The sequence below is a fragment of the Rhodoferax sp. GW822-FHT02A01 genome (genome assembly GCF_038784515.1).
Taxonomy (GTDB): domain Bacteria; phylum Pseudomonadota; class Gammaproteobacteria; order Burkholderiales; family Burkholderiaceae_C; genus Allorhodoferax.
In genome coordinates, this window is sequence record NZ_CP152376.1 from 5,007,209 (window position 1) to 5,026,625 (window position 19,417).

Annotated in this window: 20 protein-coding genes and 1 tRNA gene; 1 reads left to right on the top strand and 20 read right to left on the bottom strand. The window is 57.3% G+C overall.

The genetic code is table 11. The annotated features are described in order from the left end of the window. Window positions 1-65: 65 nt before the first annotated feature. Window positions 66-1,394, top strand: a complete 1,329-nt coding sequence (locus tag AAGF34_RS23695) for a Glu/Leu/Phe/Val dehydrogenase (protein WP_342618165.1) — start codon at window positions 66-68, stop codon at window positions 1,392-1,394. Between the two features lie 41 nt (window positions 1,395-1,435). Here the strand turns inward: AAGF34_RS23695 and AAGF34_RS23700 are convergent, their stop codons facing one another. The 20 genes from AAGF34_RS23700 to AAGF34_RS23795 all read right to left on the bottom strand — a co-directional run bounded on the left by AAGF34_RS23700 (window position 1,436) and on the right by AAGF34_RS23795 (window position 19,399). Then, window positions 1,436-1,885 (bottom strand): DUF1178 family protein, encoded by a 450-nt coding sequence (locus tag AAGF34_RS23700; protein ID WP_342618166.1) that lies wholly within the window; start codon window positions 1,883-1,885, stop codon window positions 1,436-1,438. A 22-nt stretch (window positions 1,886-1,907) separates the two neighbouring features. Continuing rightward, complete coding sequence (locus AAGF34_RS23705) at window positions 1,908-2,507, bottom strand: NUDIX hydrolase (RefSeq protein WP_342618167.1); 600 nt, start codon at window positions 2,505-2,507, stop codon at window positions 1,908-1,910. A 76-nt stretch (window positions 2,508-2,583) separates the two neighbouring features. Beyond that, window positions 2,584-4,071 carry an NADH-quinone oxidoreductase subunit NuoN gene (gene nuoN / locus AAGF34_RS23710; RefSeq protein WP_342618168.1) on the bottom strand — a complete coding sequence of 496 codons (1,488 nt, stop codon included), beginning with the start codon at window positions 4,069-4,071 and terminating at the stop codon, window positions 2,584-2,586. Window positions 4,072-4,095: 24 nt separating this feature from the next. Continuing rightward, window positions 4,096-5,580: an NADH-quinone oxidoreductase subunit M gene (locus AAGF34_RS23715; RefSeq protein WP_342618169.1), complete on the bottom strand. Its 1,485-nt coding sequence runs from the start codon at window positions 5,578-5,580 to the stop codon at window positions 4,096-4,098. Between the two features lie 12 nt (window positions 5,581-5,592). Continuing rightward, a complete protein-coding gene (nuoL, locus tag AAGF34_RS23720) occupies window positions 5,593-7,611 on the bottom strand; it encodes an NADH-quinone oxidoreductase subunit L (RefSeq protein ID WP_342618170.1) in 2,019 nt (672 codons plus the stop codon). A gap of 4 nt (window positions 7,612-7,615) precedes the next feature. Next, the gene (gene nuoK / locus AAGF34_RS23725) at window positions 7,616-7,924 is read right to left on the bottom strand and encodes an NADH-quinone oxidoreductase subunit NuoK (protein ID WP_342618171.1); all 309 of its coding nucleotides are present in this window, start codon (window positions 7,922-7,924) and stop codon (window positions 7,616-7,618) included. Further along, the gene (locus tag AAGF34_RS23730; protein WP_342618172.1) at window positions 7,921-8,559 is read right to left on the bottom strand and encodes an NADH-quinone oxidoreductase subunit J; all 639 of its coding nucleotides are present in this window, start codon (window positions 8,557-8,559) and stop codon (window positions 7,921-7,923) included. Before AAGF34_RS23730 ends, nuoK begins: the two co-directional genes overlap by 4 nt. Before the next feature lie 26 nt (window positions 8,560-8,585). Further along, complete coding sequence (gene nuoI, locus AAGF34_RS23735; RefSeq protein WP_342618173.1) at window positions 8,586-9,107, bottom strand: NADH-quinone oxidoreductase subunit NuoI; 522 nt, start codon at window positions 9,105-9,107, stop codon at window positions 8,586-8,588. A gap of 11 nt (window positions 9,108-9,118) precedes the next feature. Then, complete coding sequence (nuoH, locus tag AAGF34_RS23740) at window positions 9,119-10,195, bottom strand: NADH-quinone oxidoreductase subunit NuoH (RefSeq protein WP_342618175.1); 1,077 nt, start codon at window positions 10,193-10,195, stop codon at window positions 9,119-9,121. Continuing rightward, a complete protein-coding gene (gene nuoG, locus AAGF34_RS23745; RefSeq protein WP_342618177.1) occupies window positions 10,192-12,336 on the bottom strand; it encodes an NADH-quinone oxidoreductase subunit NuoG in 2,145 nt (714 codons plus the stop codon). The genes nuoH and nuoG overlap by 4 nt, the downstream gene beginning before the upstream one ends. A gap of 93 nt (window positions 12,337-12,429) precedes the next feature. After that, window positions 12,430-13,782 (bottom strand): NADH-quinone oxidoreductase subunit NuoF, encoded by a 1,353-nt coding sequence (nuoF, locus tag AAGF34_RS23750; RefSeq protein WP_342618178.1) that lies wholly within the window; start codon window positions 13,780-13,782, stop codon window positions 12,430-12,432. Continuing rightward, window positions 13,779-14,270, bottom strand: coding sequence for an NADH-quinone oxidoreductase subunit NuoE (nuoE, locus tag AAGF34_RS23755; RefSeq protein ID WP_342618179.1), 492 nt, complete (start codon window positions 14,268-14,270; stop codon window positions 13,779-13,781). The genes nuoF and nuoE overlap by 4 nt, the downstream gene beginning before the upstream one ends. Further along, the gene (locus AAGF34_RS23760; protein WP_342618180.1) at window positions 14,267-15,520 is read right to left on the bottom strand and encodes an NADH-quinone oxidoreductase subunit D; all 1,254 of its coding nucleotides are present in this window, start codon (window positions 15,518-15,520) and stop codon (window positions 14,267-14,269) included. The genes nuoE and AAGF34_RS23760 overlap by 4 nt, the downstream gene beginning before the upstream one ends. 12 nt (window positions 15,521-15,532) lie before the next feature. After that, window positions 15,533-16,141, bottom strand: a complete 609-nt coding sequence (locus AAGF34_RS23765; RefSeq protein ID WP_342618181.1) for an NADH-quinone oxidoreductase subunit C — start codon at window positions 16,139-16,141, stop codon at window positions 15,533-15,535. A 9-nt stretch (window positions 16,142-16,150) separates the two neighbouring features. Beyond that, on the bottom strand, window positions 16,151-16,630 hold the full coding sequence (locus AAGF34_RS23770; protein ID WP_342618182.1) for an NADH-quinone oxidoreductase subunit B family protein: 480 nt from the start codon (window positions 16,628-16,630) through the stop codon (window positions 16,151-16,153). 4 nt (window positions 16,631-16,634) lie between these two features. Then, the gene (locus tag AAGF34_RS23775; RefSeq protein WP_342618183.1) at window positions 16,635-16,994 is read right to left on the bottom strand and encodes an NADH-quinone oxidoreductase subunit A; all 360 of its coding nucleotides are present in this window, start codon (window positions 16,992-16,994) and stop codon (window positions 16,635-16,637) included. 63 nt (window positions 16,995-17,057) lie between these two features. Continuing rightward, window positions 17,058-17,142, bottom strand: a tRNA-Leu gene (locus AAGF34_RS23780). A gap of 106 nt (window positions 17,143-17,248) precedes the next feature. Next, the gene (secG, locus tag AAGF34_RS23785) at window positions 17,249-17,605 is read right to left on the bottom strand and encodes a preprotein translocase subunit SecG (RefSeq protein WP_342618184.1); all 357 of its coding nucleotides are present in this window, start codon (window positions 17,603-17,605) and stop codon (window positions 17,249-17,251) included. A gap of 34 nt (window positions 17,606-17,639) precedes the next feature. Next, on the bottom strand, window positions 17,640-18,383 hold the full coding sequence (tpiA, locus tag AAGF34_RS23790; protein WP_342618185.1) for a triose-phosphate isomerase: 744 nt from the start codon (window positions 18,381-18,383) through the stop codon (window positions 17,640-17,642). Beyond that, the gene (locus AAGF34_RS23795) at window positions 18,380-19,399 is read right to left on the bottom strand and encodes an NAD(P)H-quinone oxidoreductase (RefSeq protein WP_342618186.1); all 1,020 of its coding nucleotides are present in this window, start codon (window positions 19,397-19,399) and stop codon (window positions 18,380-18,382) included. Before AAGF34_RS23795 ends, tpiA begins: the two co-directional genes overlap by 4 nt. Window positions 19,400-19,417 lie beyond the last annotated feature (18 nt).

Genomic DNA, 19,417 nt, shown 5'->3' on the forward strand with positions numbered 1-19,417 from the left:
GCCTTAGACAGTTGGTCGGCAGGGGCATACAGTGCGGGCATCACAAGAGCACTCACTGGAGCAACATGAACGCAAACACCCCTAATCTGGCACCCATCAATCAGATTCCCAATCCCTACGGTCACTCGCTGCCCTCCTATCTGCAGGCGGACAATCTGGGGCCTTGGGGCGTGTATCTGCAACAGGTGGATCGTGTCATCCCCTATCTGGGCCATCTGGCGCGCTGGGCCGAAACCCTCAAGCGCCCCAAGCGGGCCCTGATCGTGGACGTCCCCATTGAACTGGACAACGGAACCATCGCCCACTTCGAGGGCTACCGGGTCCAGCACAACACCTCGCGCGGCCCCGGCAAGGGTGGCGTGCGTTTTCACCAGGACGTCACGCTGTCTGAAGTCATGGCCCTATCCGCTTGGATGTCAGTCAAAAATGCTGCGGTCAATGTGCCCTACGGTGGCGCCAAGGGCGGCATCCGAGTCGATCCCAAGACGCTGTCGCGCGGTGAACTGGAGCGCATGACGCGCCGCTACACCAGCGAGATCGGCATCATCATCGGCCCCACCAAAGATATCCCGGCACCCGACGTCAATACCAATGAACAGATCATGGCCTGGATGATGGATACCTACTCCATGAACGAAGGCGCCACGGCCACCGGCGTGGTGACGGGCAAGCCGATTGATCTCGGCGGTTCCCTGGGTCGTAGGGAGGCCACGGGTCGAGGCGTCTATACCGTGGGTGCAGAGGCAGCACACCACCTGGGCATGGATATCTCCAAGGCCCGCGTTGCCGTGCAAGGTTTTGGCAATGTGGGTGGCATCGCAGGCAAGTTGTTTGCCCAGGCAGGCGCTCGCATCGTCGCAGTGCAGGACCATGGCGGAACCATCTACCGTGAGGCGGGGCTGGACGTTCCGGCATTGCTGGCCCATGTGGCCACGCAAGGTAGCGTAGCCGGGTTCGCACAGGCAGAATCCATTGAACCCGATACATTTTGGGACGTAGACTGCGACATCCTGATTCCCGCGGCCTTGGAGCAGCAGATCACCAGCAAGAATGCCGGGCGCATCAAGGCGCGCATGGTCATTGAAGGGGCCAATGGTCCTACCACGCCCGAGGCAGATGACATCCTGCATGAACGCAATATCCTGGTGCTGCCCGATGTGATTGCCAACGCAGGTGGCGTGACGGTAAGCTACTTTGAATGGGTGCAGGACTTTTCCAGCTTCTTCTGGACCGAAGACGAGATCAACGCCCGTCTGGTGCGCATCATGAAGGAAGCCTTTGCCGGCGTCTGGCATGTGGCGCAGGAGAAGAAGGTCAGCTTGCGCACCGCCACCTTCATTGTGGCCTGCACACGCATGTTGCGTGCGCGTGAGCTGCGCGGCCTGTATCCCTGATCCCGGCCCGGGGGCGGGCCAGCCGGTCTGCCCTGCCCGGCTTACTGCAGCGTCTCTTTGACCGCAGGTGACAGGAGCATGGGGAGCACGTCTATGCCCTCGTCCAGCAAGGCGCGCGCCTCGTCCAGCGTGGTCTTGCCGCGAATGGCACGCTCTTCCTTTTCGCCATAGTGCATCTTGCGTGCTTCCTCGGCAAACTGGTCACCCACATCCTGCGTTTGAGCGATGAGTTTGCGGGACAGCTCCAGCCAGGCTTCCATCAGCGCCTGATTCGGCTGGGCGCCATTCACCATCTCCACCTCGGTGGTCTTTTCCAGGCGCTGGGTCGAAAGGTTCAGTCGCGGCGCGCTCAGCTTCTTTTGCACCGATGCGTCGCCACACAAGGGACATTGCACCATGCCGCGCTGGGATTGGGACAGATAGTCGTCCTCGGACGCGAACCAACCTTCAAAGGTATGGCCGTGTGAGCATTGCAGATCCAGAACTTTCATGCGGGTATTTTCACCTATGGGCTCAACCCTGTGTCGGCTGCCAGTCCAATGTCCAGCCGCCGGAAAGCACATTCTGCAACCACAGAGCCGCGGCCAGGGTCTTGGCATCAGTGACCTGACCTTGCATGCACCATTGCAGCAGCTCGGCAGGCGTGGCAGTGAACACGTCCAGAAACTCTCCTGCATCCAGATGCTGCGCGCCTGCAACCAGTCCGCGCGCAAACCAGACATCAATGAATTCCGACGAATAGGCGATCGCCGGATGCAGCACGCCGGCGCGGGCCCATTCGGTGGCGGTATAACCAGTCTCTTCCAGCAATTCACGCTGGGCACACGCAGCACTCGCCTCCCCCGGGTCCAGCTTGCCTGCCGGGAACTCGATCATGGTCTGGCCAAGGGGATAGCGGAACTGACGCTCTAGCACCACTTTCCAAGTGCCATCTGCATCTTGCAAAAGAGGTACCACCATCACCGCGCCGGGATGCACGACGTATTCACGGGTGGCCACTGCACCGTCCGGCAAAAACACCTCATCCCGGAATGCATGCAGAAAGCTGCCCTTGAACAGCTCTTGTGACGACTTTCTGGTTTCCACCAGATGCTTGTATTCAGGCTTGCTCAATCAATTCCCCTATTGCCAATGAAAACGGGCTGCATATTGACTGCAGCCCGCTTAGGTAAAAGAACAGAAACCGGACTCAGGTTCCCAGCATCTGCAGCACTGACTTGGCACACAGGGCCATCAAGCCACCAGGCAACAGACCCAGAACAACAATCAGGACACCATTGAGGCACAAGACCACGCGCACATCTGCACCCGCAACCACCGTGCTGGCGGTAATGGGGGCATCAAAGTACATGACCTTGACGAGTCGCAGGTAGTAGAAGGCGCCGATCAGCGACATCAGAACCGAGAACACGGCCAAGTACAGGTACAGAGAACTGCCTGTTGCAATCAGCGCCTGCAGCACCGACAGTTTGGCGTAGAAACCTGCCAGAGGCGGAATACCTGCCAGTGAGAACATCGCCACGGCCATGATGCCGGCATACAGCGGACTGCGCTGGTTCAGACCGGCGAAGTCTGCAATCTCTTCGCTCTCAAATCCTTCGCGCGACAGCAGCAGCAACACGCCGAAGCTGGCCAAAGTCGTCAGCACATAGGTGATGACATAGAACATGGACGAGCTGTAGGCGTTTGCCGCCAACTCGGTCTTGCCGTTGGCAACACCAGCAATGAAGCCCAGCAACACAAAGCCCATTTGCGAAATGGTGGAGAAAGCCAACATCCGCTTGACGTTGGTCTGCATGATGGCGGCCAGATTTCCCAGCAGCAACGAACCGATCGCCAGAACCATCAGCATCTGCTGCCAGTCCACTGCCAGCGGCAGCATACCTTCCACCAGCAGGCGAATGGTCATGCCGAACGCCGCCAGCTTGGGGGCGCCGCCAATCATCAGGGTAACGGCTGTGGGAGCACCCTGGTAAACGTCGGGAATCCACATATGGAAGGGAACCACGCCGAGCTTGAACGCCAGACCCGCCACAATGAACACCACACCGAAGACCAGCACCTGGTGGGTAACATGACCGGAAGCGATTGCCTTGAACACCGCAGTGATATCCAGCGAGCCAGTAGCTCCATACAGCATGGACATGCCATACAGAAGGAAACCGGAGGCCATGGCACCGAGCACAAAATACTTGATCGCAGCTTCTGTAGCCACCACATGGTCACGACGCAATGCGACCAGCGCGTAGCTCGACAGCGTCAGCAGCTCCAATCCCAGGTAGATCACCAGGAAGTTGTTGCCGGAAATCATGACGAACATGCCCAGCAGCGAAAACAGGCTGAGTGTGAACAACTCTCCACCGCGCAGCATGTCACGCTGACCGGCATAGGGACGACCATAGACCAAGGTGACCATGACCGCAACCGTGGCAAAACACTTGAGCCAGTTTCCCATGGAGTCACTGACCACCATGTTGCCAAACGCATAGACCGTCTCACCGCTGGAGGCAGTCGTCAATTCCAGATAGGCGACCACGGCCAGCGTCAGAAGGGTCAGAACGTAGGTTGCACCACGCAACGGCGTCTTGACGCCCAGGTCAAATATGGCGATGAAGCACGCCATCAAAAACAAAACAAGCTCGGGCAGAACCGCGATCAAACTGATGTTGTCAATCATCTTGTATCTCTCAATTCAGTGTGATCAATTCAAAATGGGCAATTTGGAAACCGCAATCTGCTTGAGCAGTTGCGCAACCGATGCATCCATCACGTCGGTGAAGGGTTTGGGATAAATACCCATGTACAGCACTGCTGCGGCCAGCAAAGCCAACATCAGGAACTCGCGTGCATTGATATCCAGCAGGTCACGTACATGGTCGTTGCCAATGGCACCCAGGTACACACGCTTGAACATCCACAGCGTATAGGCTGCACCAAAAATCAGTGCGCTGGCTGCAACAAAGCCGATCCAGAAGTTGAACTTCACCGCCCCCAAGATCACCATCCACTCACCCACGAAACCAGCGGTTCCCGGCAAGCCGCAATTGGCCATGGAGAACAGCAACGCAAAAGCGGCAAACTTGGGCATGGTGTTAACCACGCCACCGTAGGCTGCAATCTCACGGGAGTGCACGCGGTCGTACAAGACGCCGATCGAAAGGAACATGGCACCCGACACAAAGCCATGCGCAATCATCTGAACAATGCCACCGGAAATGCCGAGATCGTTGAAGATGAAGAAGCCCAAGGTCACGAAACCCATGTGTGCCACGGAAGAGTAAGCCACCAGCTTCTTCATGTCCTGCTGGACCATTGCCACCAACCCCACATAGACCACAGCAATCAGCGACAACGTGATCATGAAGCCAGCCCACTCATGGGCAGCGTCCGGAGCGATGGGCAGGGAAAAGCGCAGGAAACCATAGGCACCCAGCTTCAGCATGATGGCGGCCAGAACGGCAGAACCACCGGTAGGCGCTTCCACGTGCACATCGGGCAACCAGGTGTGCACCGGCCACATCGGCACCTTGACAGCAAAGGCTGCAAAGAAGGCAAAGAAGATGAATGTCTGTGCCGTGCGTCCCAGCGGCAAAGCGTACCAAACCGACAGATCAAAGCTGCCACCCGACTGGGTGTACAGATAAATCAGGGCGATCAGCAGCAGCAAGGAACCCATCAAGGTGTAGAGGAAGAACTTGAACGCTGCGTAGATCTTGTTCGGACCGCCCCAGATACCGATGATCAGGTACATCGGGATCAGCGTCGCTTCGAAGAACACATAGAACAGCATGCCGTCCAGTGCGCAAAACACGCCAATCATTAATCCACTCAGGATCAGGAAGGCCCCCATGTACTGGTTGACACGGGAGGTAATCACTTCCCAGCCCGCAATCACCACGACGACGTTGATGAAGGCGGTCAGCAACACGAACCAGAAGGAAATGCCGTCCAGGCCCAGGTGGTAGCTGACATTGAAACGCTCAATCCAGGGCGTGTTTTCCACAAACTGCATGGCCGCAGAGTGGTTGTCGAATTGCCCATACAAGGGCAAGGTCACCAGCAGGCTGACCACTGCGCCAATCAGCGCCACCCAACGTACGGTTTTTGCCTGGTCATCACGCCCCAGGGCCAGAAGAACAACACCAAACGCGATAGGCGTCCAGATCGCAAGGCTCAACAATCCCATTTTTTCTTTCTCCTACTTGAGCCAAACGAAATACGTCATCAGGACAAAGATGCCCAGAATCATGGCCAGCGCGTAGTGGTACAGATAGCCGGTCTGGATTCTGCGAATACCTCCCGACACCCATCCCACCAGCTTCCAGGAACCGTTGACCACGGCACCATCAATCAGCATCTGATCGCCGCCCTTCCACAGACCGGTACCCAGGCCGCGCGCACCGCGTGCCAGCACATTTTCATTGAACCAGTCCATGTAGTACTTGTTTTCCAGCAGGGTGTAGATAGGCGACACGGCGCGCTTGATGGCAGCGGGCAGTGCTGGGTTCACCATATACATGTAATAGGACAAGGCCACACCCGCCAGCGCCAGCCACAAAGGTGCACTGGTCAGCGCGTGCAGGGCCATGGCAACGGGGCCGTGGAATGCATGGGCCAGCTCTTCCATACCAGGATGCTTCTCGGCATCGATGAATATCGCGCCCTTGAAGAAATCGCCAAACAGCATGGGGTCAATGGTCAGGAAACCAATGATGACCGAGGGAATAGCCAGCAAGACCAGAGGTACCCACACCACCCAGGGCGACTCATGCGGATGGTGATCGCCATGGTGACCATGGTCGTCATGGCCATGGTGGTGTGCGTCCGGATTCTGGTCAAAGCGCTCTTTTCCATGGAACACCAGGAAATACATGCGGAAGGAGTAGAACGCCGTGACGAATACACCAGCCAATACGGCGAAGGATGCAAAGCCTGCGCCCGGCAGATGGCTCTCGGATACCACCTCAATGATGCTGTCCTTGGAATAGAAACCTGCGAAGAACGGCGTACCGATCAACGCCAACGAACCCAGCAAGGAGGTTATCCAGGTGATGGGCATGTACTTGCGCAGACCACCCATCCAGCGGATGTCCTGGTTGTGGTGGCAGCCCATGATGACCGAACCAGCACCAAGAAACAGCAGCGCCTTGAAAAACGCGTGCGTCATCAGGTGGAACACGGCGACCGAGTAGGCCGATGCGCCCAGAGCCACCGTCATGTAGCCCAGTTGCGACAGCGTGGAATACGCTACCACGCGCTTGATGTCGTTCTGGATGATGCCCAGGAAGCCCATGAACAAGGCAGTGATGGAGCCGATCACCATGATGAAATTCAGCGCCGTGTCGCTCAGCTCAAACAGTGGCGACATACGTGCCACCATGAAGATGCCGGCGGTCACCATGGTTGCCGCGTGGATCAACGCGGAGATGGGTGTAGGGCCTTCCATGGAGTCGGGCAGCCACACGTGCAACGGGAACTGGGCCGACTTGCCCATGGCGCCGATGAACAGGCAGATGCAAGTCACGGTGATCAGCATCCAGTCCGTACCCGGAAAGGTCAGTTTGGCCAGTTCTTCGGACTTGCTGAATACTTCGGTGTAGTTCAGGGTGCCGGCAAAGGCAACGATCAACCCGATGCCCAGAATGAAGCCAAAGTCACCCACGCGGTTCACCAGGAAAGCCTTCATGTTGGCGAAGATGGCCGTGGGCTTGTTGAACCAGAAACCGATCAGCAGGTACGACACCAGACCCACCGCTTCCCAACCGAAGAACAGTTGCAGCAGGTTGTTGCTCATCACCAGCATCAACATGGAGAAGGTGAACAAGGAGATGTAGGCGAAGAAGCGGTTGTAGCCCTCGTCCTCATGCATGTAACCGATGGTGTAGAGGTGGACCATCAGGGACACAAAGGTCACCACACACATCATCATGGCGGTCAGGCCATCCACCAGGAAGCCAACTTCCATCTTGAGACCACCGACGGACATCCAGGTGTACAGGGTCTCATTGAAATGGGCACCGTCTTGCACCACGCTCATCAGCGTCATGGCAGACAGTACAAAGGCAATCAACACGCCCAAAATGGTGAGCGTGTGGCTGCCAGCGCGCCCGATACGATTGCCACCGAACTTGGTACCCAGCACACCGGCCAGCACCGAGCCCGCCAATGGCGCCAAGGGAACCCAGATCAGGGTAGAAGCAGAAAGGGTTTGACTCATCTTATTAACCCTTGAGCGAATGAAGTTCATCCACGTTGACGGTGGACTTGTTACGGAACAGCAAGACCAGAATCGCCAATCCGATGGCGGACTCAGCGGCAGCGACGGTCAGGATGAAGAACACGAAGATCTGACCATGCATGTCATGCAAGTAATAGGAAAACGCCACGAAGTTGGTATTGACCGCCAGCAGCATCAGTTCGATGGCCATCAGCAACACGATCAGGTTGCGCCGATTCAGAAAAATACCCACTACCGACATGGCGAACAGAATGGCGCCCAATGTGAGAAAGTGACCCAGTGTGAGCGTCATGCTTTTACCTCCGCAGCTTGCGACTCGGGCTCGGGTGCTGCCTGCGTAGCAGTCATCTTCACCACTGTCATACGATCCTTGGCTTTCACGCGAACCTGATGTCCAGCACTCACATGCTTGCTGTCCTTGCGTGCACGCAAGGTGAGCGCAATGGCAGCGAACATGGCGACCATCAGAATCGCAGCGGCCACTTCAAGCGGGAACAGGTATTGCGTGAACAGAACCTTGCCCAGCTCCTGGGTGTTGGATATGGAAGGAGCACCAGCAGCTCCGGCCGCCAGATCCGTACCGCGGAAGCCCCCCATCAAAACGGCAGACATTTCCAGCGCGATGACCACACCGATCAGGGCCGCAAAGGGAAAGTGCTTCCAGAAACCCTGTCGCAACGTATCGAGATGGATGTCCATCATCATCACAACGAACAGGAACAGCACCATGACAGCACCCACGTAGACCAGTACCAGCACGATGGCCAGGAACTCAGCCTTGAGCAACATCCAAATCATGGCTGCCTGGAAAAATGTCAGCACCAGAAACAACACGGCATGCACCGGATTGCGCGCGGTGATGACGCGGAACGCTGCAATCAGCAGGACCGTGGAAAAAATATAGAAAAGACCTGTCGTGACACTCATGGTTCAAATTCTTTCTGTCATTGGTCTTATCGGTATTTGGCGTCTGCGGCCTTGCTTGCAGCAATTTCGCTCTCATAGCGATCGCCCACGGCCAGCAGCATGTCCTTGGTGAAGTACAGATCCCCACGCTTTTCACCGTGGTATTCGAAAATCTGCGTCTCCACAATCGAATCCACCGGGCAACTCTCTTCGCAAAAGCCGCAGAAGATGCATTTGGTCAGATCGATGTCGTAGCGCGTGGTGCGGCGGGAGCCGTCGGCACGCACATCAGACTCAATGGTGATGGCCATGGCTGGGCAAACCGCTTCACACAATTTGCAGGCGATGCAGCGCTCTTCACCGTTTTCGTAACGACGCAGCGCATGCAGGCCACGGAAGCGCGGCGACAGCGGCGTTTTTTCTTCCGGAAACTGCACCGTGACCTTGCGACGGAACAGATAGCGACCAGTCAGTGCCAGTCCCTTGAACAGCTCCACCAACAGGAAGCTGTAGAGAAAATCCTTGACGGAAAAGGGCAGAGGAATGCTCTTTACAGTTTTGCTTGTCATGATTGAATCCTTCACTTCCAGATGCTGAAGGAAGTCTGCATCCACACGCCCACCACAGTCAGCCAGAACAGCGTGACAGGAATGAACACCTTCCAGCCCAGACGCATGACCTGGTCATAGCGGAACCGTGGGAACGTCGCACGCACCCAGATGAAGAAACTGATGATGGCAAAAGACTTGATACCGAGCCAGATCCAGCCGGGAACCCAGTCCAGCGCGGCCACTGGAGATAGCCACCCGCCCAGGAACATCACGGAGGCCATGACGGAAATCAGCCACATATTGGCGTATTCCGACAGATAGAACATGGCGTACGACATGCCGGAGTACTCCACCATGTGACCGGCCACAATTTCCGCTTCACCCTCCACAACGTCAAATGGGTGGCGATTGGTTTCAGCCAGACCGGAGATGATGTACACCACAAAAATCGGCAACAAAGGCAGCCAGTTCCAGGAGAGGAAGCCCAGCCCCATATCCACGAATTGGCCCTTGCCTTGGCCCAGCACGATCTGCGTCAGATTCATGCTGCCGCTCACCATGAGCACAATGACCAGGCAGAAGCCCATGGCAATTTCATAGCTCACCATTTGCGCCGAAGCACGAATGGCACCGAGGAACGCATACTTGGAGTTGGAAGCCCAACCGGCAATCACCACGCCATAGACTTCCAAGGAGGCAATGGCCATCAGGTACAGCAAGCCCGCATTGACGTTGGCCAATGCGATGTCCGGGCCAAAGGGAACCACAGCCCAAGTCGCCATGGACGGCATGATGGTCAGCACTGGGCCGATAAAGAACAAGCCTTTGTTCGCAGCCGTAGGAACCAGGATTTCCTTGGTCAACAGCTTGAGCGCATCAGCGATAGGCTGAAGAATGCCCCAGGGGCCTACACGGTTGGGTCCGAGACGGACCTGCATCCAACCCAGGAATTTACGTTCCCACAAGGTGGTGTATGCGACAGCGCCCATCAAAGGAAGCACCACCACAATGATCTTGATCAGCGTCCAAACAATGGGCCAGGCCAGGCCAGTCCACCATGCATCGCCGCTGAGGCCAGCGCCTGCATTGAAAATTGTGTCAATCATGCCAGTGCCTCCTGTGCCGGCTGCTGTGCAGTTGCGGATCGCGCATCGGCTGTCAATTGAAGGGAGGATGCTCTACGCACCAACCCGTCCAGTTGATAAATCGACGCTACCGCAGGCTCGACAGTCGTCGGCGTCAAATCAATGACCGCATTGGTCGCGTTACCCAAGCGGGCCGCAGGAACAAACTCAGGCACAGCACCTGCGTCTTTGTGCATCGCCAGCAGGACGTCCTGTGCCGACTCATAGTCGAAGCCCGGAATACCCAAAAGATTGGCCAGCACGCGAATGACCTTCCACGCAGGACGTGTTTCGCCAGCTGGGCGCACAACCGCATAGAAACTCTGCACGCGACCTTCGGCATTCACAAAGGTACCTGCCGTTTCCGAGAAGGGTGCAATGGGCAACAGCACGTCGCTGAAGGCCATATTGGCCTTGAATGGGCTGAGCGTCACCACCATTTCCGCCTGGTTCAGCGCCTGGGCAGCCTTGGCCCCAGCTGCGCTGTCCTGCACGGGTTCGGTATTGAGCAGGATCGCGGCCTTGAGACCGCCGGCCAGCATCTGCCCTGCGTTCAGACCACCGGTGCCCGGCAGGGCACCCGCAATTTGCGCACCAACCGTATTGGCAGCTTCCGTCAGATAACCAACGGTGGCGCCTGTTTGCGCAGCGATCCAGTTGGCCAGTGCCAGCAGGCTGGACGCCTTGGCATGGTGAGCGGCCGCATTGCCCAGCAGGATGGCTTTGTTTGCACCGCCCAACAGACTTTTCGCAATCGCTTGCGACTGAGAAGTAACGTTGCCAGCAGCTGGTGCACTGACGCCCTGCTCTGCCGCAACTGCAGCGGCAATATCAGCCAGCGCTTGTACCCATTGCGACGCAGGAGCCAGCAATGTGTTGGCCACTGGCAAAGCCCAGTCGGTCATCACTGCATTGAGTGCATTGACCTGGCAGCCCAGCTTGGCGGCCTGGCGAATACGTTGTGCAAATAGGGGATGGTCCTTGCGCAGGTTGGAACCCACGACCAGAACGCGCTCCAGATGCGACAGCGATGCAATCGAGGTGCCCAGATAGCGCGCTTGTGCAGAGGTTCCAAATTCGGCGTTGCGCAGGCGATAGTCGATGTTCTCGCTACCCAGGCCGCGCACCAAGGCACCTGCCAGATACAGTTCTTCCAGCGTGCTGTGCGGACTGACCAGCGCACCAATGGATTGCGCACCATGGTTGGTCTTGATCTGTTTCAGGCCGTTCGCCACGTATTCCAGTGCGGTCTGCCAATCCACTGTCTTCCATTCACCGCCCTGCTTGAGCATGGGCGCGGTCAGACGGTCATCACCGTTCAAGGCTTCATAGGAGAAACGATCACGGTCGGCAATCCAGCATTCGTTGACCGCTTCGTTTTCCAGCGGAACAACACGCAGCACCTTGTTGTTCTTGACCTGGACAATCAGGTTGGAACCGGTGGAGTCATGCGGGCTGACCGACTTGCGGCGTGACAACTCCCAGGTACGGGCGCTGTAGCGGAAAGGTTTGCTGGTCAAGGCACCCACAGGACAGATGTCAATCATGTTGCCAGACAGTTCCGAATCCACCGACTGACCGACGAAAGTTTCGATCTCGGCATGCTCACCGCGATGGGACATGCCCAGTTCCATCACGCCAGCCACTTCCTGACCGAAGCGAACGCAACGTGTGCAGTGAATGCAGCGGCTCATTTCCTCCATGGAAATCAGCGGGCCGACGTCCTTGTGGAAGACCACGCGCTTTTCTTCTTCGTAACGTGAAGTGGAGCCGCCATAGCCCACAGCCAAGTCCTGCAACTGGCATTCGCCGCCCTGATCACAGATCGGGCAATCCAGCGGATGGTTGATCAGCAGGAACTCCATCACCGACTTCTGGGCCTTGATAGCCTTGTCGCTCTTGGTGCGGACAATCATGCCCTGCGTTACGGGAGTTGCACAGGCCGGCATGGGCTTGGGCATCTTCTCCACGTCCACCAAGCACATGCGGCAATTGGCCGCAATGCTGAGCTTCTTGTGGTAGCAGAAATGAGGGATGTAGGTTCCAGCTCGGTCCGCAGCATGCATGATCATGCTGCCTTCAGAGATTTCAACCTTTTTGCCGTCGAGTTCGATTTCAATCATGAGATGCCTTTCGCAGGGCCGTCCCAAGGAAGGCATGCGCCCCCTCGGGGGGCCGCGAACGATAAGTGAGCTTGGGGGTCATATTCGATTCGCTCAAACGTTGGCAGTGACCATGCAGGTCTTGTGCTCAACGTGGTGCACAAATTCGTGCCGGAAGTGCTTGATCATGGCGCGCACCGGCATGGCCGCCGCGTCACCCAGAGCGCAGATGGTTCTACCCATGATGTTCTCAGCCACGTTGTCCAGCAGATCCATATCTGCAGGACGCCCCTGTCCTTCTTCGATGCGATCCACCACGCGGGACAACCAGCCCGTGCCTTCGCGGCAAGGTGTGCACTGACCGCAGGATTCGTGGGCATAGAAGTAGCTCAGGCGTTGCAACGCCTTGACCATGCAACGGCTGTCGTCCATCACGATCACAGCGCCAGAACCGAGCATGGAACCCGCCTTGGAGATGGAGTCGTAGTCCATGGTGCATTCCATGATGATGGAAGCAGGCAACACAGGCGAAGAAGATCCACCGGGGATGACGGCCTTGAGCGTGCGTCCGGCACGTACACCGCCAGCCAACTCCAGCAGTTTGGCAAAAGGCGTACCCATGGGAACTTCGTAGTTGCCGGGACGCTCCACGTCACCACTGACAGAATAGATCTTGGTGCCGCCGTTGTTGGGCTTGCCGCATTCGAGGTAGGCTTGGGCGCCGTTGCGGATGATCCAGGGAACCGCCGCGAAGGTCTCGGTGTTATTGATTGTGGTGGGCTTGCCGTACAGGCCAAAGCTGGCCGGGAAAGGCGGCTTGAACCGGGGCTGCCCCTTCTTGCCTTCCAGCGACTCCAGCAGTGCGGTTTCTTCACCGCAGATATAAGCGCCAAAACCGTGGGCCGCGTGCAGCTGGAAGCTGAACTCGCTACCCAAAATGTTGTCACCCAAATAGCCGGCAGCGCGGGCTTCTTCCAGTGCTTCTTCAAAGCGCTCGTAGGCCGAGAAGATTTCACCGTGGATGTAGTTGTAACCCACGCTGATACCCATGGCGTAGGCCGCAATGATCATGCCTTCAATCACGATATGCGGATTGAATTGCAGGATGTCGCGGTCCTTGCAGGTACCGGGTTCGCCTTCGTCCGAATTGCACACCAGGTACTTCTGTCCCGGGAACTTGCGCGGCATGAAGCTCCACTTCAAGCCGGTGGGAAAACCGGCGCCGCCGCGACCACGCAGGGCCGACTCTTTGACGGTCGTAATGACCTGGTCCTGGCTCAGCCCTTCGCCGCCGTCCTTGCCAAGCACCTTGCGCAACGCTTGATAGCCACCACGGGCTTCATAGTCCTTGATGCGCCAGTTGGAACCATTCAATCCTGCGTAGATTTGCGGATTGATGTGGCGATCATGAAAACAGGTCTGAACGCCCGTGGCGCTGAACTGGTTGATGATGTCTTGAGCGCTCATGCCTTGCCCTCCGCGGCGCGGATGCCGTCTACCAACTGGTCCAGCTTTTCATTGCTCATGAAGCTGCACATCTTGCGGTCATTCACCAGCATCACAGGCGAGTCGGCGCAGGCGCCCAGGCACTCGCTCTGCTGCAAGGTGAACAGGCCATCTGCCGTGGTTTCGCCCATGGAGATGCCCAGCTTTTTTTCCAGATGGTGCAGGGCCACTTGGCCATCGCGCAACTGGCAAGGCAGATTGGTACACACATTGAGCTTGAACTTGCCAACCGGGCGCTGGTTGTACATGTTGTAGAACGTGGTCACTTCATGCACAGCCATAGGCGCCATGCCGAGGTAGTCAGCCACTACTTTTTCACTTTCGGCGCTGACATAGCCCAGTTCCTGCTGCACGATCGACAGGCAAGCCATCACGGCTGACTGCTTCTGGTCGGCGGGGTACTTGGCTACTTCCTTGGCAAAGCGCGCTTTGGTAGCTTCAGAGATCATCGATCAATCTCTCCAAAAACAATATCAATCGTGCCGATCACGGCGACCGCATCAGCGATCATGTGACCGGTGGTCATTTCGTTGAGGCCTGAGAGGTGCACAAAGCCTGGCGGACGGATCTTCATGCGGTACGGCTTGTTGGCACCATCACTCACGATGTAGATGCCAAACTCGCCCTTGGGATGCTCCACCGCCGCATACGCCTCGCCTTCCGGCACGCGAAAGCCTTCAGAAAACAGCTTGAAGTGGTGAATCAGCTCTTCCATGCTGGTCTTCATGGATTCACGCGAAGGCGGTGCAACCTTGTGGTTCTCCGTGATCACTGGGCCGGGGTTGGCGCGCAACCACTTTATGCACTGCTTGATGAGCTCGTTGGACTGCTTCATCTCCTCCATGCGGACCAGGTAACGGTCATACACATCACCCGTCTTGCCCACTGGAATGTCAAACTCCAACTCGCTATAGACCTCATACGGCTGCTGCTTGCGCAAATCCCAAGCCACGCCAGATCCGCGCAGCATGGGGCCGGTGAAGCCCAGATTCAGTGCGCGCTCGTCCGTGACGATGCCGATATCCACCGTACGCTGTTTGAAGATGCGGTTGTCGGTCAGCAGTGTGTGGTATTCCTCCATGCACACCGGGAAGCGACGTGTGAAATCCTCGATGTAATCCAGCAACGAACCTTGGCGATTGCGGTTCAACTCTTCCACGCCCTTGGCATTGCGCACCTTGCTGGCCTTGAACTTCGGCATGGTCTCTGGCAGATCGCGATACACGCCGCCCGGACGGAAGTAGGCCGCGTGCATACGTGCACCGCTGACTGCTTCATACATGTCGAACAGGTCTTCGCGCTCACGGAAGGTGTACATCAGGATAGTGGAGCTACCCAGGTCATTGGCCACCGAGCCCAACCACATCAGGTGATTGAGCAGGCGCGTGATTTCGGCAAACATCACACGGATGTACTGGGCACGCACCGGCACCTCGATACCCAGCAGCTTTTCGATCGCCAGGCAATACGCATGCTCATTGCTCATCATGGACACGTAATCGAGGCGGTCCATATAGGGCAAGGTCTGGATGTAGGTCTTGGTCTCTGCCAACTTTTCGGTGGCACGGTGCAGCAACCCGATATGCGGATCTGCACGCTGGATGACTTCGCCATCCAGCTCCAGCACCAGACGCAACACACCGTGTGCTGCCGGGTGTTGGGGTCCAAAGTTCAGGGTGTAGTTCTTGATTTCAGCCATGCGCTCTACTGCTTATTGCAGGCCCCCGTATTTGTCTTCACGAATCACGCGCGGGGTGATTTCCCGCGCTTCGATGGTGACCGGCTGGTACACCACGCGTGCACGCTCGGCGTCGTAACGCATTTCCACGTGACCTTCGGCAGGGAAGTCCTTGCGGAAGGGATGCCCGATGAAGCCGTAGTCGGTCAGAATGCGACGCAGGTCTTCGTGGCCTTCAAACACGATGCCAAACAGGTCAAACGCTTCGCGTTCAAACCAGTTGGCAGAAGCCCATACCTTGCTCAACGAATCCACCACCGGCATATCGTCATCCGTGGCAAAAACTTTCAGACGCAAGCGCTGATTCAAAGACACGGAAAGCAGGTGTGACACCGCACAAAAACGCGGGCCATCATGCTCCCCATTCTTGTACTCGGAGTAATCCACGCCACACAGATCGATCAATTGCTCAAATTTGCAGCCTGCAGAATCCTTGAGTGCACGTGCGGCAGCAAGATAGTCGGAAGCAGCAACTTCAACAGTCACCTCACCCAGCGCAATGGATATCTTTTGAACCTTGTCACCCAGAGCGGCCACCACTGCATCGCGTGTGGCCTCGGGACGGACAGAAAATGTTGTCATGCTGATCCTTTACGCCCGTGCAATCGTCTCTGTACGGCGAATCTTCAGCTGCAACTGCAGGATGCCGTAAATCAGCGCTTCAGCTGTAGGCGGGCATCCCGGCACGTACACATCCACGGGAACAATGCGATCACAGCCGCGCACCACGGAATAGCTGTAGTGGTAGTAGCCGCCACCATTCGCACAGGAACCCATGGAGAGCACCCAGCGCGGCTCAGACATCTGGTCGTATACCTTGCGAAATGCGGGTGCCATCTTGTTGGTCAGCGTACCGGCCACGATCATCAGATCGGACTGGCGGGGGCTGGCACGAAACACCTCAGCGCCAAAGCGACTGAGGTCATAGCGCGCAACCGCAGAGTGCATCATCTCCACCGCACAGCACGCCAGACCAAAAGTCATGGGCCAAATGGAGCCGGTCTTGGCCCAATTCATCACCGAGTCGTAACTCGTGGTGACAAATCCTTCTTTGAGTACACCTTCAATCATTTGTTTACTCCCAATCGAGGGCGCCTTTTTTCCACATGTAGACAAAACCGATCGTGAGCACCGCCACGAATTCCAGCCCAACCAGGAAACCAATCAGGCCCGTCTCTCTCAGCGAAACAGCCCAGGGAAACAGGAACGCAGTTTCCAGGTCAAACAAGATGAACAGGATGGCCACAAGGTAGTAGCGCACGTCGAACTTCATGCGGGCATCTTCAAATGCCTCGAAGCCACATTCGTAAGGGGAGTTTTTGGCCGCATCCGGTCGATTGGGACCGAGCACATAACCAATGACTTGGGGTGCGACGCCGATGCCGATACCAACCAAGATGAACAAGAGGACGGGGAGATATTGATCGAGGTTCATCTTTGGATCTGATCACCGTAAATTGCTTCACACCGGAGAGCTCCGGAGTGAAGTCACCACATTTGGTGCCGTCGGCGAGACTCGAACTCGCACAGCTTTCGCCACTACCCCCTCAAGATAGCGTGTCTACCAATTTCACCACGACGGCGGCTTTATGTTGCAGGACTTGCGTGAGGAGCCCCACGGCTTTTTGCTCATCCAGCAACCTTAGAGTTTACCCTGAAATCACCCCGGTTCCCCTGGGGTGAAGGGAATTACTTCGATGGAATTTGTGCGGCGCCCGATGCAGGGGCTGCAGGCGCAGCCGGGGCCACAGCGGCAGCCGGCGCAGCAGGTGCCACAGACTCCAAGACACTGCCAGAACTGCTGGGGCGCTGGTTGCCGAAATAGGCCAAAGCCAACGTGCACACAAAGAACACCGTGGCCAGGATGGCGGTTGTTCGTGACAGGAAATTGGCACTGCCACTGGCGCCGAACAAGCTGCCAGAGCTCCCGCTACCAAAGGCAGCACCCATGTCCGCACCTTTGCCGTGCTGCACCAAAATCAGGCCGATCATGGCCAAAGCAGACAACATTTGAACCGTCAAAATAATCGTAACCACAATACTCATACTCTTCTCCTAATTCGTAAACCTGCCGCGCGCATCAGTTGGCTGCGGCAATGATGGAAAGAAAATCTGCCGCCTTGAGTGCGGCTCCACCAACCAGGCCGCCATCAATATCCGGCTGCGCCAGCAATTGGGCCGCATTGGCTGCATTCATGCTGCCGCCGTACAGAATGTGGACGCGGTCAGCCTTCTCACTGGCGGCATGCAGTTGCGCCCTTAGCACGGCGTGTACTTGCTGCGCCATTTCGGGCGTCGCAGTTTTGCCAGTACCAATGGCCCAGACAGGCTCGTACGCCACAACGATTTCACTTATGCAATGGCCATTGGCATGAATAACCGCCGCCAACTGGCGCTTGACCACCTCTTCCGTACGACCAGCCTCACGCTCCGCCAAGGTCTCACCCACACACACGATCGGAGTAATGCCTGCCGCCAAGGCACGCTGGGCCTTGGTTGCCACTGTGCTATCTGTCTCGCCATGGTAATGACGACGCTCGGAATGACCCACGATCACGTAGCGAGTGCCAAAGTCCTTGAGCATGGCAGCAGAAATTTCACCGGTATAAGCACCGGACTCCTGCGCCGAGACATCCTGTGCGCCCAGGGCAATGGCGGTACCCTCAACCAAATGTTGAACTTGCGCCAGATAGACCGCGGGCACACACACCGTCACCAGGCTCTTCCAATCTGCAGAACCAGCCAGCAAGGCTTGCAGCAAAGCGGCATTGGAGGCTGCATTGCCGTTCATCTTCCAATTGCCAGCGATCAGCTTCTTTTTCATGCTGTTCCCCAATTCAAAACAATTTTCCCCACATGCCGATTGGACTCCATCAATGCATGCGCTGCAGCCGCTCCACTTCCCGTCGGGCTTGCGGCATCCACCGCAGCAAATACGCTGTGGATCACCGGCTTAACGTGTCCGGATTCCAGCAGCGGCCAGACCTTGTGCAGACAGGCTTGTGCGATGGCCTGTTTGAAGGCCACCGGCCGCACGCGCAGCGTGGAACCGGTCACCGTCAGGCGCTTGCGCATCACCAGACCTGCATTGATTTCACTTTTCACACCACCCTGCACGGCAATGATGACCAGACGGCCGTCCTCAGCCAGGCAATTGACTTCACGCGCCACATAGGCTCCCGCCACCATGTCCAGTATCACGTCCACGCCGCGGCCATCGGTCAGGCGTTTGACTTCGGCTTCAAAATCCTGCGTCTTGTAGTTGATGGCATGGTCAGCACCGAGCGCAAGGATCGCATCGCACTTGGCATCGCTGCCGGCGGTGGCAATCACCTTGGCCCCCAAAGCCTTGGCCAACTGAATGGCGGTTACGCCAATGCCGCTGGTACCGCCTTGCACCAACAAGGTTTCACCATTGGCCAGGCGGCCGCGGTCAAACACATTGCTCCAGACGGTAAAGAAAGTCTCCGGCAGGCTCGCAGCCTCGACATCACTCAAGCCCCGCGGAACGGGCAGGCATTGCGCAATCGGTGCCACGCAGAATTCAGCATAGCCGCCGCCCGCCACCAGCGCACACACGCGGTCTCCCACATGCAAACCTGCGGCCGCCAGCGCCTGCGCATCGCCATCAACGATCGTCCCGGCCACTTCCAGTCCGGGAATGTCGGATGCCCCCTCGGGCGCAGGGTAGTGTCCGCCACGCTGCAGCACATCGGGACGGTTCACCCCGCTGGCAGACACCCGCAGACACAGCTCACCCACTGCCGCTGACGGCATGGGGCGCTCTGCCAGACGTAAAACGTCCGGCGCGCCAAAGGATGCTATTTCGATGACTTTCATGAAGTGTGTACCGCAGGG

Coding starts and splice junctions, on each gene's coding strand:
- AAGF34_RS23695 (WP_342618165.1), top strand. CDS start 66: ATGAACGCAAACACCCCTAATCTGGCACCCATCAATCAGATTCCCAAT.
- AAGF34_RS23700 (WP_342618166.1), bottom strand. CDS start 1,885: ATGAAAGTTCTGGATCTGCAATGCTCACACGGCCATACCTTTGAAGGT.
- nuoN (WP_342618168.1), bottom strand. CDS start 4,071: ATGATTGACAACATCAGTTTGATCGCGGTTCTGCCCGAGCTTGTTTTG.
- AAGF34_RS23715 (WP_342618169.1), bottom strand. CDS start 5,580: ATGGGATTGTTGAGCCTTGCGATCTGGACGCCTATCGCGTTTGGTGTT.
- nuoL (WP_342618170.1), bottom strand. CDS start 7,611: ATGAGTCAAACCCTTTCTGCTTCTACCCTGATCTGGGTTCCCTTGGCG.
- nuoK (WP_342618171.1), bottom strand. CDS start 7,924: ATGACGCTCACACTGGGTCACTTTCTCACATTGGGCGCCATTCTGTTC.
- AAGF34_RS23730 (WP_342618172.1), bottom strand. CDS start 8,559: ATGAGTGTCACGACAGGTCTTTTCTATATTTTTTCCACGGTCCTGCTG.
- nuoI (WP_342618173.1), bottom strand. CDS start 9,107: ATGACAAGCAAAACTGTAAAGAGCATTCCTCTGCCCTTTTCCGTCAAG.
- nuoH (WP_342618175.1), bottom strand. CDS start 10,195: ATGATTGACACAATTTTCAATGCAGGCGCTGGCCTCAGCGGCGATGCA.
- nuoG (WP_342618177.1), bottom strand. CDS start 12,336: ATGATTGAAATCGAACTCGACGGCAAAAAGGTTGAAATCTCTGAAGGC.
- nuoF (WP_342618178.1), bottom strand. CDS start 13,782: ATGAGCGCTCAAGACATCATCAACCAGTTCAGCGCCACGGGCGTTCAG.
- nuoE (WP_342618179.1), bottom strand. CDS start 14,270: ATGATCTCTGAAGCTACCAAAGCGCGCTTTGCCAAGGAAGTAGCCAAG.
- AAGF34_RS23760 (WP_342618180.1), bottom strand. CDS start 15,520: ATGGCTGAAATCAAGAACTACACCCTGAACTTTGGACCCCAACACCCG.
- AAGF34_RS23765 (WP_342618181.1), bottom strand. CDS start 16,141: ATGACAACATTTTCTGTCCGTCCCGAGGCCACACGCGATGCAGTGGTG.
- AAGF34_RS23770 (WP_342618182.1), bottom strand. CDS start 16,630: ATGATTGAAGGTGTACTCAAAGAAGGATTTGTCACCACGAGTTACGAC.
- AAGF34_RS23775 (WP_342618183.1), bottom strand. CDS start 16,994: ATGAACCTCGATCAATATCTCCCCGTCCTCTTGTTCATCTTGGTTGGT.
- secG (WP_342618184.1), bottom strand. CDS start 17,605: ATGAGTATTGTGGTTACGATTATTTTGACGGTTCAAATGTTGTCTGCT.
- tpiA (WP_342618185.1), bottom strand. CDS start 18,383: ATGAAAAAGAAGCTGATCGCTGGCAATTGGAAGATGAACGGCAATGCA.
- AAGF34_RS23795 (WP_342618186.1), bottom strand. CDS start 19,399: ATGAAAGTCATCGAAATAGCATCCTTTGGCGCGCCGGACGTTTTACGT.